This is a genomic window from Brevundimonas diminuta (assembly GCF_022654015.1).
GTDB lineage: Bacteria > Pseudomonadota > Alphaproteobacteria > Caulobacterales > Caulobacteraceae > Brevundimonas > Brevundimonas diminuta_C.
In genome coordinates this window covers 2903623-2920195 of record NZ_CP073063.1, presented here as the reverse complement: position 1 = coordinate 2920195, position 16573 = coordinate 2903623, and the positions used below count along the sequence as shown (strand labels likewise).

The window sequence follows — 16573 nt, the reverse complement described above, 5'->3', positions numbered from 1 at the left end:
TATTGAACGCTAGTGGGTCACGACCGCGCATTCCCAGCCGTCATACTCCAGCTGGAAGGCCGCGGCCCAGGTCTGCATCATGGCCGAGGTCGCCGCAAACGACGCCTCGTCCACCGCCATGGTCGTTTCGAGCACCGTCATGTCGTCGGCGCCGCGCGTCAGGAAGCCGGCGCGCCGTGCGACCTCGTTCAGGTCGCCGTGGTCGCCCTCGCCATAGAAGTAGAACAACGTATGGCGCGGCGTCACGCCGCTGTCGCCCTGTTCGGCCAGCGCCGCGCGCACCATGGCGTCGCGTTCGTCATGACGGATGTCCGAGGCGTCCAAGGGAGTGCGTCGTCCTTCGTTGTCTGTCGTTCTCTGGGCGCGCGAGAAGTCCCCGCAGAGCCTGGCCCTGCGACGCTCACGTCTGCTTGTCGGTTAAGCGGCCCGTTTAGAGAGGGAGGGGCGAGGGGGCAAGATGCAAAGCAGAATTCCCAATGTTTGGGCGCGGCACAGACTGAGCAAAAAGAAAGGGGCGACCGTCGCCGGTCGCCCCTCGTTTCAAGATCACAGGACCTGTGAGTCTTAGAACACCTTGTAGTTCAAACCGATGAAGAAGCGACGGCCGTAAGGATCGAAGTTGCTGTAGAGCGTCTGACCCAGTTGCGGCGCCTGTTCGGCGTCGAAGGCGTTGACGACGCCCACGCGGAGCGACAGGTCGTCCCGGACATTGTAGCGGACCGTGAAGTCGTTCCGCATGAAGTTGCCCGTGTTGTTCAGGCTCTGCTCGCGGGTGTCGGCGTTCAGGACCAGATCGCGGTTGCGGTTGATGTTCTGAGCCGACTGCCAGTCCACGGACCAGTTGACGCTCCAAGTGTCGTTGGGCGTGTAGGTCAGCGAGGAGGTGAAGCGGACGTTCGGGAAGAACAGGTTGCCGCGATCGCTGGTGAAGTTGGCGGCGTTGGTCGAGTCGAGGAAGTTTTCCTGCTCGATCAGCCACGAACCCGCCAGCGAGTAGTCCAGGCGACCCCAGTTCCGGCCCATCATCTCGTCGAAGTCGAAGCCATAACGAGCCGTGAAGTCCAGACCACGCGTGGTCAGGGCGGCGTAGTTCAGGGCGCCTTCGATGAAGCCGCCGACCGGATCGTTCGCCGGAGCGCCCAAGCCGAACGGGATCTGCGGGTTGTTGCGGAAGATGGTCGCGCAAGCCGCGTTGTTCAGACCCGGACCGTTGACGCAGTTGTTGGCTGCGGTTTGGGCCGACACGGCGGCGATCACCTGCGTGATCTCGATCTCATAGTAATCGAGCACCAGGCTGAAGTTCGGGATGAACCGGGGCTGCAGCACGGTGGAGAAGGTGAAGGACTCCGATTCTTCCGGGGTCAGATTGGGGTTGCCGCCCGTGACGCCCGATACGCCGCTGCCATACACCGGGTTGAAGTCGTCCGTATTGGTCGCGGTCGTTCCAGCAAAGTCGAACGTCAAGCCGCGCGCTTGGGCCAATGCCGTACAGTTGGCGATCCGGTTAGCGCGGATCTCCGCCGTCTGCAGGGCGATGTTGGTGGTGGCGCAGGGATCGACAAAATTGTTGGCGAAGGTTTCACCCAGCGGCGAGAAGTTTTCGCTGAGGTCCGGCGCGCGGAACGAGGTGTTGAAGCTGGTCTTGAACGTGATGTCCCGGATCGGACGGTAGATCAGGTTGACGCCATAGACGTCGCCCGTGCCGACCGTGCTGTAGTCGAAGTAGCGGTAGGATCCGCTCAGTTCGGCATACTCACCCAGGATGGAATCGCGGAACAGGGGCAGCGAAAGCTCGGTGAAGCCTTCATCGCTGGTGTATTCCGCACCCGGGAAGTCCGGGCCGCCGTTCAGGAACAGCGCGCGACCAGCGGTCGACGCGTCACGTCCAACCGCTTCGGTGTATTCGCGGCGATGCTCATAACCCAAGGCCACGCCGATAGGACCGGCGCCCCAGAAGTCCCAGAGCTGGCCGGAGACCGACGCGATGGCGTCTTCCTGCTCGTTGCGCTCGGTGTAGTTGACGGCAGCGTTGATGTAGTCGCGAGCAGCCTGGCTTTGGTTGCCGACGCCGAAGATGTTCAGCGGTTGGCAGTTGGCGACCGCATCGCGACCGACCTGGCTGTCGCGTAGGTCGTTGAACGGCAGGAAGTAATCGTCCAAGGGCAGGCCCTGGGCGTTCAGCAGGCGCGAGCGGCAGACGATGGCGCCGGGCGTACCGAGAATGCCGGCGGTGTCGCGCACGGCGTCGGCGGCCAGGTTGACCCGCAGGGCGTCAGTGCCGGTTTCCGTCTCTTCAACCTCGACCTGACCATAGGTGTAGGACAGGCTCCAATCGACGTTCTTGACGAAGGAGACCTTGTCGAAGCTGCCTTGGACGCCGGCCACGAACCGCAGCAGGTCGCGCGTGCTGTACTGGTCGCGGTTTTCGCCGAACAGGGTGTGACGCGCGTAAGGCGCGGCGGCCGTGCCGGCGACGGTGCTGGGCGCGGTCGCGGTGGGCGGATTATAGAGGGTGATCCGGTTCGCATAGATCGCCTGACGCAGGTTGTCAGGGATGTAGGCGTTGTCGGCGATCCGCAGACCTTGGCGGTTGAAGAAGTTGTAGTTCGAGCCGATCTGATTGGCCGTGGTGGCGCCGCCGTAGAAGCTGTTCGGCAGGTTGTCGCCCAGGATAAAGTCGTAGAAGTCCGGCTGCGACGAGAAGTGCGTGTCTTCGGTCACATACTTGGCTTCGACGAAGGCCAAGATGTCGTTGGTGACCTTGAAGTTCGCGCCGACCTGATAGCGCTGCGATTCCGAGGCGGGAACGCGGGTGATGAGCGAGAATTCAGCAGGCTGGTCGCCGTCGCCGCCGATGGTCAGCGGACGGTTGATGCCGGTGTTGCCGATGCGCTGACCGAAGTTGGCCAGGCGTGCCGTCGTGCCGTCGAAGACCCAGGTGCGGCCCGGTTCGACCGAGAAGCAGTTCGCGCTGCTGCCGCCGATTGCAGTGTTGACGCTGGCGCAGTTGGCGTAAGGCACGTCCGGATCGTTCAGCGGGCTGGCCTGCTGGTTGTTGGCCAGGGTCGTTTGGCCCCAACGCGGGCGTTGCAGAGTGCGGTAGCCATAGAACAGCTGGTTGTCACGATCGCCGTCGTAGCGAGCATTGGTCGGATCGGCGTCGATGCCGACCAGGCCGCGGGCGTTGCGCAGCCAGTCGATGTCCATCGACTGCACTTCGTCGAGCTTCTCGTATTCGCCGAAGCCGTAAACGTTCAGGCGGTCGTCGAAGAAATTCTTGCCCAGCAGGGCGGAGACGCGGCGGGTGGCTTCGCCGTTCTCGTTGATCATGCCGTAGTTGGCGTCCAGTTCCAGACCTTCGAAGTCCTTGCGCAGGACGAAGTTCAGAACGCCCGACACAGCGTCAGCGCCGTAAACCGACGAGGCGCCGCCGGTGATGATCTCGATGTTCTGGATCAGCAGACGCGGGATGGTATCGACGTCGACCGAAAGCGTGCCGCCTTGAGAACCGACGTGACGACGGCCGTCCACCAAGGTCAGGGTGCGGCCGGCGCCGAGCGAACGCAGGTTGGCAAACGAAAGGCCGCCGATACCCAGGACGCCAGTGGAATCAGAGGGCACCTGCGAGTTCGAAAGGGCCGGGATGGTGGCCAGGTAGTCGATCACGGTCGATTGACCGGTGGTCAGCAGCTGCTCGCCTGAAACCTGAATGAGCGGCGTCGCCGAGTTGACCGGGTCGCGGCGGATACGCGAGCCCGTAACCACGATTTCTTCCAGCTGGTCGGCGGGCTGTGTCTGAGCCGACACCGGACCTGCGGTCAGCGTGGTCTGCTCGGCTGTTTGTGCTAGGGCGCTGGTTGCGACAAGAGCGCCGGCCAGAACGGTGGATGTCAAAAGAAGGTTTCGCATAAGTTCTCCCTGAGCAGCTGCGGCATTAAAGAGCCGATACCGTGTTCAAACTGCCATAGGAGGGGCACAAAGCTGACACAAGGAACAGCGTCAAGCGCGACCGTGACTAAGTCACCCTCCAGACGCAAGCTTTTTGCAACCTGTCATAAAAGAGGCACGTCGACGTTCGCTCAAATACGGCAACAATGTGTTTCCTTTGCACGGGCTCGGCCTTATGCGTTAGTCCGTGTCGGGACGTGCATCGCCGCGATCCAGTCGGGGAGTTCGTCGATGCGGGCGAGGGAGACGTAGCGGGGCTCGTCGACGGGAGCATCGGCCAGTTCGTGGGCCCAGGTGACGTGGTAGGGGATGTGGACGCCGAAGGCGCCGGCCGCGATGGCGGGAAGGACGTCGGACTTCATGGAGTTGCCGGCCATGACGGCCTCGGCCGGGCCGGTGCCGTGGCGGGTGAAGACCCGTTCGTAGGTGGCGCGATCCTTTTCGGAGACGATCTCGACGGCGCTGAACAGGTCGCCCAGGCCTGAGGCCGCTAACTTGCGCTCCTGATCCAGCAGGTCGCCCTTGGTGATCAGGACCAGGCGGTATTTTTCGGACAGTTCGGCAACGACTGCATCCACGCCGGGCAGGGTCTCGACCGGTTGGGCCAGCATCTCGCGACCGGCGGCCAGGATCTCGCGCACGACATGGGGCGGAGCCTCGCCGTTCGTCAGCTCCATCGCCGTCTCGATCATCGACAGGGTGAAGCCCTTGATGCCGTAGCCATAGAGCCGCAGATTGCGTTGCTCGGTTTCGGCCAGGCGCGCCTCAATGGTCGCCTCGTCGCCGTGGTCGGCCAGAAGATCGACGAACCGCGCGTGGGTCAGGCGGAAGATCGTCTCGTTGTGCCAGAGGGTGTCGTCGGCATCGAGGCCGACAGTGGTGATGCTCATGCCGCGCCCCTATCATGGGATGAACGCGGAAGGGAGACGCGATGAACGGATCGGCGGTGGTGATCGGGGCGACAGGCGGCATCGGCCGGGCGATGGTCGAGCGGATCGTGGCGGACGGCGCGTTCGATACGGTGTGGGCCGTGTCGCGGTCCGGAGCGGACGTGGCGGGCGCGCTAGGGTTGGCGGCCGATCTGGAGGATGAGGCCAGTCTGGCGTCCGCCGCCGACCGGATCGGCCAGGGGCCGGCGCCGACCTTGGTCGTCGTGGCGAGCGGGGTGCTGCACGACGGACTTCAGCCGGAGCGGTCGTTTCGCCAATTGGATGCGGAACACTTATTGCGGGACTACCGTGTCAATGCGGTGGGGCCCGCGCTGGCAGCGAAACATCTGCTGCCGCTGATGCCGGGCGATCGGCGGGCGGTGTTCGCGGCCCTGTCGGCGCGGGTGGGGTCGATCGCCGACAACCGACTGGGCGGCTGGCACGCCTATCGCGCATCCAAGGCGGCGCTGAACATGATCCTGCGCAATCTGTCGGTTGAGATGGCGCGCAGCCGTCCGCAGGCGGTGATCGCCGGTCTGCATCCCGGCACGGTGGCGACGGACCTGAGCGCGCCGTTCCAGAAGGGGGTGGCGGAGGGCAAGCTGTTCACGGCGGACTATTCCGCCGAGCGGCTGCTGGCCGTGCTCTCGAACCTGACCCCGGCCGACAGCGGCGGCGTGTTCGCCTGGGACGGGGCGAGGGTGCCGGAATAGCGCGCAGTCGTGACTTGAGCGAGACGGGCGACTGGCGTCAGATGGTGGTCATGCGTCAGAGCGTTTCCGCCCGGCTTTTCAGCCTCTTGTTGTTCGGCCTGCCGTTGAGCGTTCCGGCCATGGCCCAACCGGTCGCTTCGCCGGTTGTCGGTCCCGTGGTCGCCGCGGCGCCCTCGCGTGACCGCGTGAGGCTGAATCAGCGCGTGTTCGATCGGGTGTGGAGCGAGGTGCGGCGGGGCTATTACGATCCGACCCTGCACGGCGTGGACTGGACCACCGCGCGGGCGACGTTCCGGCCCCAGGCCCTGGCGGCGAGCGACGAGCGGGGGCTGTACCGCGTCATCAATGCGATGCTGGATCTGCTGGACGACGGTCATGCGGCGGCCAGTCCGCCGGCGGCAGTGCGACGTCAGGAGGCGCAGTTCGCCCGGCGCGCCGTGATGGGCCTGACCCTGATGCGGGGCGAGACGCCGGACGACTGGACCGTCGAACGTGTCCGGCCGGGTTCGCCGGCCGAGGCGGCGGGGGTGCAGATGGGCTGGGCCCTGAATTCGGTCGACGGGAAGCCCTGGGGACCGGATGTCGAGACCTATGACGGGATTCCGGTGCAACTGGTCCTGACCGACGATGCGGGGCAGAGGCGTGAGATCGCCCTGACGCCGCGGGTGATGGAGGCCATCGAGCCGTTCACCGCTGACAAGTCGCGGCCGGGGGTGCTGGTGCTGCGCGTAGAGCAGTTCGACAAGGGGCTAGGCGCCTGGATGGGCAGCGAACTGGAAGGGTTGCCGCCCGATGTCGATGTGGTGCTGGACCTGCGCGGCAATCCCGGCGGGCGGCTGATGGAGGCGGAATCGGTCCTGACCTGTTTCCTGCCGCGCGATCAGGTCTGGGCGACCCGAACGGGACGCAGCGGCCGGCCGGTGGTGCTGAGGGCGGCGGGCGACTGCGGCGACCGGCGCGATCCCCTGGCCAATGATGTGGCGGTTCTGGTGGATCAGGGCAGCCGCAGCGCCGCTGAACTGACGCCGGCCGCCTTGCAGGAGGCGCGGCGCGGCATCGTGGTGGGCGAGAAGACCGGCGGATCGGTGCTGATCGCCCAAGAGACCAATCTGCCGGACGGCGGGCGGCTGACGCTCAGCCGGGCGGACTTCGTGACTTCGGGCGGGATTCGGCTCGAGAAGCGGGGCGTGACCCCGGACATCGCCGCGCCGCGCACCGTGGCCCAGCGCCGCGCGGGCGACGACCCGACGCTGGAGGCGGCAATCGCCGCCCTTCGGGCGGAGGAGCGGGCGAGGGCTTCGACCCCCGCCAGCAGTTTCTAGATCAGCAGCACTTGAACCCGCCGGCGCCGCCGAAGCGGCGCTGCTCGTGCAGGCGGAAGAAGGCGGTCTTGTCCAGCGGCGGCTGGTCGGGATGGGTCGCCGTCGCGTGATCGATATAGGCCTGATAATCCGGCTGACCGATCATGGCGCCGGCCGTGCGCCGGACGCCGCGACCCCACCGCAGGGCGGTGTCGCGGCACAGGCACAGCAGGTCATCCTGAACGTCAGGCACAGGCCGCATCCGCCGCCTCGTCGGCCGCCGTCAGTTGGTGGCTTTCCGGATATTCGCGGACCGTCGGGCGGTTGTTCGCATAGGCCTTGCGGCACGCCAGGACGCCATAGACGACCATGGTGACGACCACGAACAGGAAGCCCGCTGTCAGGGTCGAGTTGACGTAGTCGTTGACCACGATGCGGTGCATGTCGCCGATGCTCTTGGCCGGGGCGATCAGTTCGCCGGCGCCCAGCGCCTCCTGATATTTGCGGGCGTGGGAAAGGAAGCCGATGCGGACGTCCGGGTGGAACAGCTTCTGGAAGCCCGCCGTCAGGGTGCAGATCAGCAGCCAGGTCGCGGGAACGACCATGACCCAGGCGAACTTCTCGCGCTTCATCTTGAACAGAACGACGGTGCCCAGGATCAGGGCGACGGCGGCCAGCATCTGGTTGGCGATGCCGAACAGGGGCCACAGGCTGTTGATGCCGCCCAGCGGATCGACCACGCCGGTATAGAGGAAATAGCCCCACAGACCGACCGTCAGGGCCGTGGCGACGACATTGGCGCCCCACGACTTGGTTTCGCGCATCCTGGGCACGGCGACGCCCAGCAGGTCCTGGATCATGAAGCGGCAGACGCGGGTGCCGGCGTCCACGGTGGTCAGGATGAACAGGGCCTCGAACAGGATGGCGAAGTGATACCAGAAGGCCATCATGGCCTTGCCGCCGATCACGCCGGACAGGATGTGCGCCATGCCGACCGCCAAGGTCGGGGCGCCGCCTGCGCGCGACAGGATCGAATGCTCGCCCACGTCGCGCGCCAGCTGTTCCAGCTCTCCGGGCGTGATGTGGAAGCCCCACTGGGCCACGGCGGCCGCGGCGGAGGCTGCATCCTTGCCGATGACGGCGACCGGGCTGTTCATGGCGAAATAGACGGCCGGGTCCAGAACCGTGGCGGCGATCAGGGCCATGACGGCGACGAAGCTTTCGCACAGCATGGCACCGTAGCCGATCATCGGGATCTGGGCTTCGTTCTCCAGCAGTTTGGGCGTGGTGCCCGAGGATATCAGGGCGTGGAAGCCCGACACCGCGCCGCAGGCGATGGTGATGAACAGGAAGGGGAACAGGGCGCCGGCGAAGACCGGGCCGGTGCCGTCGATGAAGGGGGTGATGGCCGGCATCTGCAGGTGCGGACGCACGATGAGGATGCCCACGGCCAGGGCCACGATCGCGCCGATCTTCAGGAAGGTCGACAGATAGTCGCGCGGCGCCAGGAGCAGCCACACGGGGATGACCGAGGCGATGAAGCCATAGACCATCATCAGGATCGCCAGGGTCGGGCCGGTCAGGGTGAAGGCCGGGCCCCAGAACGAATCCGCCGCGATATGGCCGCCGCCGATGATGGCCAGGATCAGCATGACCACGCCGATCACCGAGACCTCGCCCACCCGGCCGGGCCGCAGGAAGCGGGTGTACAGGCCCATGAAAATGGCGATGGGGATGGTGGCGGCGACCGTGAAGGTGCCCCACGGGCTTTCGGCCAGAGCCTTGACCACGACCAGGGCCAGAACCGCCAGGATGATGACCATGATCATCAGGACGCCGACCTGGGCGATGATGCCGGGGATGTTGCCCATTTCGGTGCGGATCATGTCGCCCAGCGACTTGCCGTCGCGGCGCGTGGACATGAACAGGACCATCATGTCCTGAACCGCCCCGGCCAGCACGGCGCCGACCAGGATCCACAGGACGCCCGGCAGATAGCCCATCTGGGCCGCCAGCACCGGCCCGACCAGCGGGCCTGCGCCGGCGATGGCGGCGAAGTGGTGGCCGAACAGCACGTTCCTGGGCGTCGGCACATAGTCCAGCCCGTCGTTTCGGCGCATGGCCGGGGTCAAGCGCGCGGGATCCAGCTGCATGACCTTGTTGGCCAAGTAGCGGCTGTAGAACCGATAGGCGATCGCATAGGTGCAGACGGCGGCGACCACCATCCAGACCGCGCTGATGCTTTCACCCTGATGCAGGGCGATGATGCCGAGGGACACCGCCCCCAGGATGGCGATGGCGCCGAAGATTATGGGTGTGCTGAGTTTGCCCACGACAGATCCCTCCCGGCCGGCTGACTGCGACCCTCGCCCTTGGTTTGCACCACAATCCGGGACAAGGCCAATCGACTAAAGTCGTAGAAATGAACGAGGATCGGGCGTCTCCTCCCCTTTATGGGGAGGTGGCTCGAAGCGCAGCGGAGAGACGGAGGGAGTCTTCACCGCATCGCGGGCGCCTGCGGGGATTCCAGAACCCCTCCACCGCTTCGCGGTCCCCCTCCCCACAGGTGGGGAGGAGACGGTGGTGTCAGCCCCGAACCACCTTCACACAGCCTGCGGCTTCACGCGCGCGGTCGCGGGCCTGGTCGACGTCGGCGCCGCGCGCGACAGCCACGCCCATGCGGCGGCGCTCGAAGGCCTCGGGCTTGCCGAACAGACGCAGGTCGGCGGTCGGGACCGCCAAAGCCTCCGCGACGCCCTCGAAGGCGATGCCTTGCGCGTCCATGCCGCCGTATATGACGGCGCTGGCGGCGGGCTCGCGCTGGGTCACGTCGACGGGCAGACCCAAGATGGCGCGGGCGTGAAGTGCAAACTCGCTCATCGTCTGGCTGGCCAGGGTGACCAGACCGGTGTCGTGCGGGCGTGGCGAGACCTCGGAGAACCAGACCTGGTCGCCCTTGACGAACAGTTCGACGCCGAAGACGCCGTAACCGCCCAAGGCCTCTGTGACCTTCGCGGCGATGTCCTGGGAGGCGGCCAGCGCAGCGGGCGTCATGGCCTGCGGCTGCCAGCTTTCGACATAGTCGCCCTTGACCTGGCGGTGGCCGATGGGTGCACAGAAGTCCGTGCGGGTCGTGCCGTCGGCGTCACGCGAGCGGACGGTCAGCAGCGTGATCTCGAAGTCGAAGTCGATGCGTCCCTCGACGATGACGCGGGCGCCGGCGACCCGGCCGCTGTCCTGCGCATAGGTCCAGGCGTCGGCGATTTCATCGGCGCTTTCGACGAAGGATTGCCCTTTGCCCGATGAGGACATGACCGGCTTGACGAAGTTGGGATGGCCGACGGCCTGCGCGCCCGCCGCCAGTTCCTCGGCCGAGCCGGCGAAGGCGTAGGGGCTGGTGGGCAGGCCCAGTTCTTCGGCGGCCAGTTTACGGATCCCCTCGCGGTTCATCGTCAGCTGCACGGCGCGAGCCGTCGGGATCACCGTCGCCATGCCGGCGGCCTCGATATCGGCCAGGACTTCGGTGGCGATGGCCTCGATCTCGGGCACGATGAAGTGCGGGGCCTCGGCCAGGATGACGCCGTTCAGCACCTGGGCGTCGGTCATGGGGATGACGTGGCTGCGGTGCGCCACCTGCATGGCCGGGGCGTTGGGATAGCGATCGACGGCGATGACCTCGACGCCGAGCCGCTGAAGCTCGATGGCGACCTCCTTGCCTAGTTCGCCCGAGCCCAGCAGCATCACGCGCACGGCGGTGTCGGAAAGCGGGGTGCCGAGTTTCATGGGCGTCAGGCTCCGATAGCGGGTTCGATCAGGTCCCAGGCGTTGCCGTAGAGGTCTTCAAAGACCACCACCTTGCCATAGGTCTCATGTCGCGGGGTTTCGCGGAAGTGGACGCCGGCGGCAAGCCAGGTGGAGTGGTCCCGCATCAGGTCGTCGGTCTCAAGAAACAGCCAAACCCGGCCGCCGGCCTGGTTGCCGACCTGGGCCTTTTGGGCGTCGGTCGTGGCGCGCGCCAGCAGCAGGCTGGTCTCGCCGCCTTTGGGGGTGACGCGCACCCAGCGTTTGCCCCCGCCCATGTCGGTGTCTTCGCTAAGATCGAAACCCAGCTTTCCGACATAGAAGGCGATGGCCGCGTCATAGTCGTGAACAAGCAGGCTGATCGCGCCGATGCGGCTCATGGCTTCTGCTTTCAAAAAATCTCCCCCGTGAAGCGTCGCGCACGGGGGAGTGATCCGGGTTTTACAGCCGCGCCTTGACCGCCGCGACGATGGCGTCCGAGGTGATGCCGAACTTGTCGTAGAGGACTTCGGCCGGGGCCGAGGCGCCGAAGCCGGTCATGCCGATGAAGGCGCCGTCTTCGCCGATGAAGCGTTCCCAACCTTGATTGATCGCGGCTTCCACGGCGACGCGGACCGTGCCGCGACCGATCACAGAGGCCTGGTAGGCGGCGTCCTGCTGTTCGAACAGTTCGAACGATGGGACCGAGACGACGCGGGTCGCCACGCCTTCGGCCTCCAGCGTCTCGGCGGCCTTCAGCGCCAGGGCCAATTCCGTGCCGGTGCCGAACAGGGTGGCCTTGGCCTCGCCATTGGCGGCCTTGATCTCATAGGCGCCTTTCGCCGACAGGTTTTCGGTCGCGGCGACGGTGCGGACGGCCGGGGTTTTCTGGCGTGACAGGGCCAGGGCCGACGGCGCGGTCTTGGTCTGCAGGGCGATCTGCCAGCATTCCATGGCCTCGATGGTGTCGGCGGGACGGAAGACGAGCAGGTTCGGAATGGCGCGCAGCGCCGCCAGATGTTCGACCGGCTGGTGCGTCGGGCCGTCTTCGCCCAGGCCGATCGAGTCGTGCGTCAGGACGTGGATGGCGCGCACCCCCATCAGGGCGCCCAGGCGGATGGCCGGGCGGCTGTAGTCCGAAAACACCATGAAGGTGCCGCCGTAGGGGATGACCCCGCCGTGCAAGGCCAGGCCGTTCATGGCCGCGGCCATGCCGAACTCGCGGATGCCCCAGTTGACGTAGCGACCTTCATAGGTCGGCGCATCCAGGATCGGCGTGCCCTTGACGAAGGTGTTGTTCGAGCCGGTCAGGTCGGCCGAGCCGCCGACCAGTTCGGGAATGGCGGCGAACAGTTCGTCCAGCGCCGCGCCCGACGCCTGGCGCGTCGCCTGGGCGGGCTGGGTCTCGACCAGTTCGGCGATCTTGGCGTTCAGGGCGTCGAAGGCGGCCTCGGGCAGGTCGCCCTTCATGGCGCGGGTGAAGTCGGCGGCCTGGGCCGAGGCGGCGAGGCGGGCCTCCCACTTCTTGCGGTCCTTGGCGCCGCGACGGCCGACCTTCTTCCAGGCGTCGGCGATGGTCTGGGGCATTTCGAAGGGATCGTGATCCCAGGCCAGGCCGAGGCGCGTGGCGGCGATCTCGGCGGCGCCCAGGGCCGCGCCGTGGGTCTTGTGGCTGCCTTCCATTGTGGCGGCGCCCTTGCCGATCTTGGTCTTGCAGGCGATCAGGGTCGGCTTGTCCTGACGCATGGCCCACTTCATCGCGCCCTTGATGGCGTTCATGTCGTGACCGTCGATGGCCTTGACCGCCCAGCCCGCGGCCTTGAAGCGGGCCTTCTGGTCGGTTGCATCCGACAGCGAGACCTTGCCGTCGATGGTGATTTCATTGTCGTCCCAAAGGACGTGCAGCTTGTTCAGCTTGTAGCGGCCGGCGAGCGCGATGGCTTCCTGCGACACGCCTTCCATCAGGCAGCCGTCGCCGGCGATGACCCAGGTGCGGTGATCAACCAGATCATCGCCATACTTCGCCGCCAGATGGCGCTCGGCCATGGCGAAACCGACCGACGTGGCCAGGCCTTGGCCCAACGGGCCGGTGGTGACCTCGACGCCCGGCATATGGCCGTATTCCGGGTGGCCGGCGGTCTTGGAGCCCCACTGGCGGAAGTTGGACAGTTCTTCCTTGGTCGCGGCCTTGTAGCCGGTCAGGTGCAGCAGGGCGTAGATCAGCATCGAGCCGTGGCCGGCCGACAGGATGAAGCGGTCGCGGTCGGCCCAGTCGGGGCGCGAGGCGTCGAACTTCAGGAAGCGTGAAAACAGCACCGTGGCGACGTCGGCCATGCCCATCGGCATGCCGGGGTGGCCGGACTTGGCCTTCTCGACGCCGTCCATGGCGAGGACGCGAATGGCGTTCGCCATCTGCTCGGGCGTGGCCTTTGGTGCGGTTTTGGCGTCGGTCACTGTGGAGACCTCTGTTGGGAAGGCGGAAAAAGGGGGGCGCGCCCCTTTACCCCGGCGCGTCCTCGGCTTCTATACGGAATCTAAAGGAGCGACCGATGGCAGACGCCACCACGGCCGCACGGGCGCGTATCGACCGCGCCCTGGCCGATTTGGAACGCAAGATTCTGGAGCTGAAGGCGCGGCCCGCCTCGGCGCCCGCGATCGCGGACGACGACCTGTTCGCCCCGCGGGCCACAGATCAGCGCGTGGCCGAACTGGAGGCCGCCGGGCGCGAGGCGTCCGAGGCGCTGGGCCGCGCCGTTCAGGCCGTGCGCGAGGCCCTGGCCGAAAGCGAGGCCTGCTGATGGCGACGGTGACGGTCGAGGTCAACGGCCGCCCTTATGCGGTGGGGTGCGCCGACGGACAGGAAGAGCGGGTCCGAATCCTGGCCAAACAGTTCGACAACCAGGTGCGCCAAGTCGCAGGCGACGTGGGCCATGTCGGCGATCTGCGGCTGTTTCTGATGTCCGCGCTGATCCTGGCCGACGAACTGCATGAGGCGCGGCTGAACGCCGGCAAGCCGGGGCCTTCGTCAGCGACAGCCCCGGCTCCGGCCTCGACGGACGGGGTCGCCGAGGCGCTGAACGCCGTCGCCGCTCGAATCGAAAAGATCGCCCAGAACCTCTAGTCGATTATTCCGCTACGGATGCTGGCGTCCGGGCCGGCGAAGGCCTATCTTGATCGACGGCGGGTCATGCTGCGGCTCACGTCGAAGACAACATATCCTTCTGACCTTAATTCACTCTACGGGATCTGTCCCTGTCCGGGCTCGAGGGCTTGGGCATACGGAGCCCACCTGGCTACCCAGGTCGAGAGGATTTAAACGTTCTTCACGGTTCGCGCGGCGCCGCCACCTTCCTCTCCTTTGTGATGTGCTATCGCTCGCCGCGCGGCGGCTCGCTGGATGAGCACGCGTAGGGGCGGTTCGATGATCCAGGACAAGCATGAACTTCGATCGGCCGCCCGCGCCTTGCGCAAGCGTTTGACCGAAGCCGATCCACTGGCCGCGAGCCGGGCGGCGGACCATGCCGATGCGCTTCCCACCGCTCGGATCGTCGCGCTCTATCGCGCCATGGGGTCAGAGCTGGATACCGACGCCCTGGCCGCAGCGCTGGAGGCGGTGGGCCGCCGCCTGTCTCTGCCCGTCGTGGTCCAGCGCGACGCCCCGATGGAGTTCCGCGCCTGGTCGCCCGGCGAGCCGCTGGAGATGGACGCCGCCGGATGTCCTGCCCCCTTGCCGCTGGCGGAGGTCGTCACGCCGGACCTGGTCCTGACGCCGCTGCTGGCCTTTGATGATCGGGGCGGACGCCTGGGGCAGGGCGGCGGCTATTATGACCGCACCTTCGTCGCCCAACCCGACGCCATCCGCATCGGTTTCGCCTATGCCGGCCAAAGGGTCGAACGGCTGGCGTTGAAGCCTCACGACATTCGACTGCATGGCGTTCTGACCGAGACCGGCTATACGGCTTTCGAATGAGACTTTTTGCATGAGACTGGCATTTTTCGGCGACGTCATCGGCAAGTCCGGTCGTGACGGCATCAGCGATCATCTTCCGGGCCTGAAGCGGGACCTTAAACTCGACTTCGTGGTCGTGAATGCAGAGAACGCCGCGGGCGGCTTCGGCATCACCGAGAACACGGCGCGCGAGCTGTTCATGGCGGGCGCCGACTGCCTGACGCTGGGCAACCACAGCTGGGACCAGCGTGAGGCCCTGACCTATATCGTGCGTGAGCCGCGCCTGATCCGGCCGGCCAACTATCCACGCCTGATGGATGCCCCGGGCGCCGGGGCCAATCTGTTCGAAACCCATTCGGGCCGGACGGTCCTGGTCATGAACGTGCTGGGCCGGGTGCACATGGACCCGATGGACGATCCGTTCGGGGCGGTGGAGCGCGAACTGGCGGCGGCGCCGCTGGGCGCGGTGGCCGACGCCGTCATAGTGGACATGCATGCCGAGGTCACGTCCGAGAAGATGGCCATGGGCCATTTCTGCGACGGCCGTGCGTCGCTGGTGGTCGGCACCCACACCCATGTGCCCACCGCCGACTGCCAGATCTTGCCGGGCGGCACGGCCTATCAGACCGACGCCGGCGGCTGCTGCGACTACGACAGTGTGATCGGCAACGAGAAGGAAGAGCCGTTGCGGCGCTTCACCACCCGGATTTCTGGCGGTCGTTACATGCCGGCGTCCGGGCCAGCGACCGTGTGCGGGGTCTTCGTCGAGACGGACGACCGGACGGGTCTGGCCAAGCGGGTAGAGCCGATCCGCGTCGGCGGGCGGTTGTCTCAGGCGATCCCGGTCGTCTGACGCGCCCGGCGTCGGTCGATCACGGTCTGGCGCACGGCCATCAGCTCGGCCGCGCGGCGCTCGGGCGTATGGATCGCCAGCACATAGGCCTGGGCGGATCGCGCCAGCGCCAATCGTCCGTCGGGCACCGTGATCAGCCGTTCCATCGCCGCCGCCAATGTCTTCGGGGTCACCGCATCGACATAGAGGGCGTGCGGCCCGCTGGCTTCGCGCAGACCCCCACGGCCGGACGAGATCAGGGCTGCGCCCGCCGCATGGGCCTCGATCGCCGTCAGGCCGAACGGCTCGTCCCAGACGGAGGGCGTCAAGGCGATGGCGGCCGTCTGCATCCGCCGGCGCACCTCGCCCAAAGGCGCGGATTTCAGCACCTCTACCCGGTCGCCATACTTTCGCAGCGGCGCGACATGCCGGGCCGCCCAGCGCGCATGATCGTCCCAGTCGTTCAGCATCAGCACGGCGCGCCAGTCGGGGTGGGCGTCCAGCACACCGGGCAGGGCGGCGCACAGAACATCGACGCCCTTTTCCGGCATGGCGCGCCCGGCGAAGGCGATCACCGGCTGTCGATCCTCAGGCGAGGCCAGCCAGGCGCCGGCGTCGATGGGGTTGGGCACCGCGAACGCCCGGTCGTGCAGATCAGGGAAGGTGCGCACGAAGGCGTCCCGCTCCGCCAAGCTGACGAAGACCAGGCCGTCCAGCCGCTCATAACGCGCCCGATAACGCCAGCGGTCGATGGGGTGGCGCGGCGGGCGCAGGGCGTTGTGGCGATAGAGTACGTGAGGCGTCTCGGGCAGAGCCTTTTGGACCGCCAGCGCCTGTTTCACCTGCTGATGATGTTCGATGATATCGGGCCTAAAGGCGCGCAGCCGCTCGATAAGTGTCGGCATGCGGATGCGCCCCGCCGGCAGTGCATCGACGGCCGTCGAAACGCCGTCGTCCGCGCCCTGACAACAGAAGATGCGAGTCTCGCCGCCCTGATCGACGCCCGCCATCGTCCGCACCACCGTCTCCATTGAGTTCGGCTGGGCTTCGGAAAACAGGCATCCCGGAGGGAGCAGGATGGCGGTGCGCAAAGGTCGCCTCCAAGGGAAAGGATGGCGCGA

Annotated in this window: 15 protein-coding genes and 1 other RNA gene; 7 read left to right on the top strand and 9 right to left on the bottom strand. The window is 66.6% G+C overall.

Annotation, left to right across the window (positions count from 1 at the left end; translation table 11 throughout):
- Positions 1-9 precede the first annotated feature (9 nt).
- The 3 genes from KAK88_RS14460 to KAK88_RS14450 all read right to left on the bottom strand — a co-directional run bounded on the left by KAK88_RS14460 (position 10) and on the right by KAK88_RS14450 (position 4838).
- Positions 10-324, bottom strand: a complete 315-nt coding sequence (locus KAK88_RS14460) for a ribonuclease E inhibitor RraB (RefSeq protein WP_038293704.1) — start codon at positions 322-324, stop codon at positions 10-12.
- A 240-nt stretch (positions 325-564) separates the two neighbouring features.
- Positions 565-3894, bottom strand: coding sequence for a TonB-dependent receptor domain-containing protein (locus KAK88_RS14455; RefSeq protein ID WP_242077162.1), 3330 nt, complete (start codon positions 3892-3894; stop codon positions 565-567).
- Positions 3895-4121: 227 nt separating this feature from the next.
- Positions 4122-4838, bottom strand: a complete 717-nt coding sequence (locus KAK88_RS14450) for an HAD family hydrolase (protein WP_242077161.1) — start codon at positions 4836-4838, stop codon at positions 4122-4124.
- 41 nt (positions 4839-4879) lie between these two features.
- On the opposite strand from KAK88_RS14450, the gene KAK88_RS14445 reads away from it, so the two are divergent.
- A complete protein-coding gene (locus KAK88_RS14445) occupies positions 4880-5590 on the top strand; it encodes an SDR family NAD(P)-dependent oxidoreductase (protein ID WP_242077160.1) in 711 nt (236 codons plus the stop codon).
- A gap of 14 nt (positions 5591-5604) precedes the next feature.
- Positions 5605-6912, top strand: coding sequence for a S41 family peptidase (locus KAK88_RS14440; RefSeq protein ID WP_242077159.1), 1308 nt, complete (start codon positions 5605-5607; stop codon positions 6910-6912).
- Position 6913: 1 nt separating this feature from the next.
- Here KAK88_RS14440 and KAK88_RS14435 read toward each other — a convergent pair whose 3' ends face one another.
- From KAK88_RS14435 to tkt, 5 genes are all read right to left on the bottom strand, one after another.
- The gene (locus tag KAK88_RS14435; protein WP_242077158.1) at positions 6914-7144 is read right to left on the bottom strand and encodes a YbdD/YjiX family protein; all 231 of its coding nucleotides are present in this window, start codon (positions 7142-7144) and stop codon (positions 6914-6916) included.
- The gene (locus KAK88_RS14430) at positions 7137-9224 is read right to left on the bottom strand and encodes a carbon starvation CstA family protein (protein WP_242077157.1); all 2088 of its coding nucleotides are present in this window, start codon (positions 9222-9224) and stop codon (positions 7137-7139) included. Before KAK88_RS14430 ends, KAK88_RS14435 begins: the two co-directional genes overlap by 8 nt.
- Before the next feature lie 253 nt (positions 9225-9477).
- Positions 9478-10674, bottom strand: a complete 1197-nt coding sequence (gene purT / locus KAK88_RS14425; protein ID WP_242077156.1) for a formate-dependent phosphoribosylglycinamide formyltransferase — start codon at positions 10672-10674, stop codon at positions 9478-9480.
- Positions 10675-10679: 5 nt separating this feature from the next.
- A complete protein-coding gene (locus KAK88_RS14420; RefSeq protein WP_242077155.1) occupies positions 10680-11072 on the bottom strand; it encodes a VOC family protein in 393 nt (130 codons plus the stop codon).
- A 61-nt stretch (positions 11073-11133) separates the two neighbouring features.
- A complete protein-coding gene (gene tkt / locus KAK88_RS14415; protein ID WP_242078610.1) occupies positions 11134-13083 on the bottom strand; it encodes a transketolase in 1950 nt (649 codons plus the stop codon).
- Positions 13084-13220: 137 nt separating this feature from the next.
- Here tkt and KAK88_RS14410 point away from each other — a divergent pair, with 137 nt between their 5' ends.
- From KAK88_RS14410 to KAK88_RS14390, 5 genes are all read left to right on the top strand, one after another.
- Entirely contained in the window at positions 13221-13469 is a 249-nt protein-coding gene (locus KAK88_RS14410; protein ID WP_242077154.1) for a hypothetical protein, read from the top strand.
- Entirely contained in the window at positions 13469-13792 is a 324-nt protein-coding gene (locus tag KAK88_RS14405) for a cell division protein ZapA (RefSeq protein ID WP_242077153.1), read from the top strand. The genes KAK88_RS14410 and KAK88_RS14405 overlap by 1 nt, the downstream gene beginning before the upstream one ends.
- A 63-nt stretch (positions 13793-13855) precedes the next feature.
- A non-coding RNA gene (gene ssrS / locus KAK88_RS14400) (6S RNA) lies at positions 13856-14016 on the top strand.
- Between the two features lie 76 nt (positions 14017-14092).
- Positions 14093-14641 (top strand): 5-formyltetrahydrofolate cyclo-ligase, encoded by a 549-nt coding sequence (locus KAK88_RS14395; protein WP_242077152.1) that lies wholly within the window; start codon positions 14093-14095, stop codon positions 14639-14641.
- 10 nt (positions 14642-14651) lie between these two features.
- Positions 14652-15473: a TIGR00282 family metallophosphoesterase gene (locus KAK88_RS14390; protein WP_055752952.1), complete on the top strand. Its 822-nt coding sequence runs from the start codon at positions 14652-14654 to the stop codon at positions 15471-15473.
- Here the strand turns inward: KAK88_RS14390 and KAK88_RS14385 are convergent.
- Positions 15452-16543: a glycosyltransferase family 4 protein gene (locus KAK88_RS14385; protein ID WP_242077151.1), complete on the bottom strand. Its 1092-nt coding sequence runs from the start codon at positions 16541-16543 to the stop codon at positions 15452-15454. The two genes, KAK88_RS14390 and KAK88_RS14385, sit on opposite strands and share 22 nt — an antisense overlap.
- Between the last annotated feature and the right edge of the window lie 30 nt (positions 16544-16573).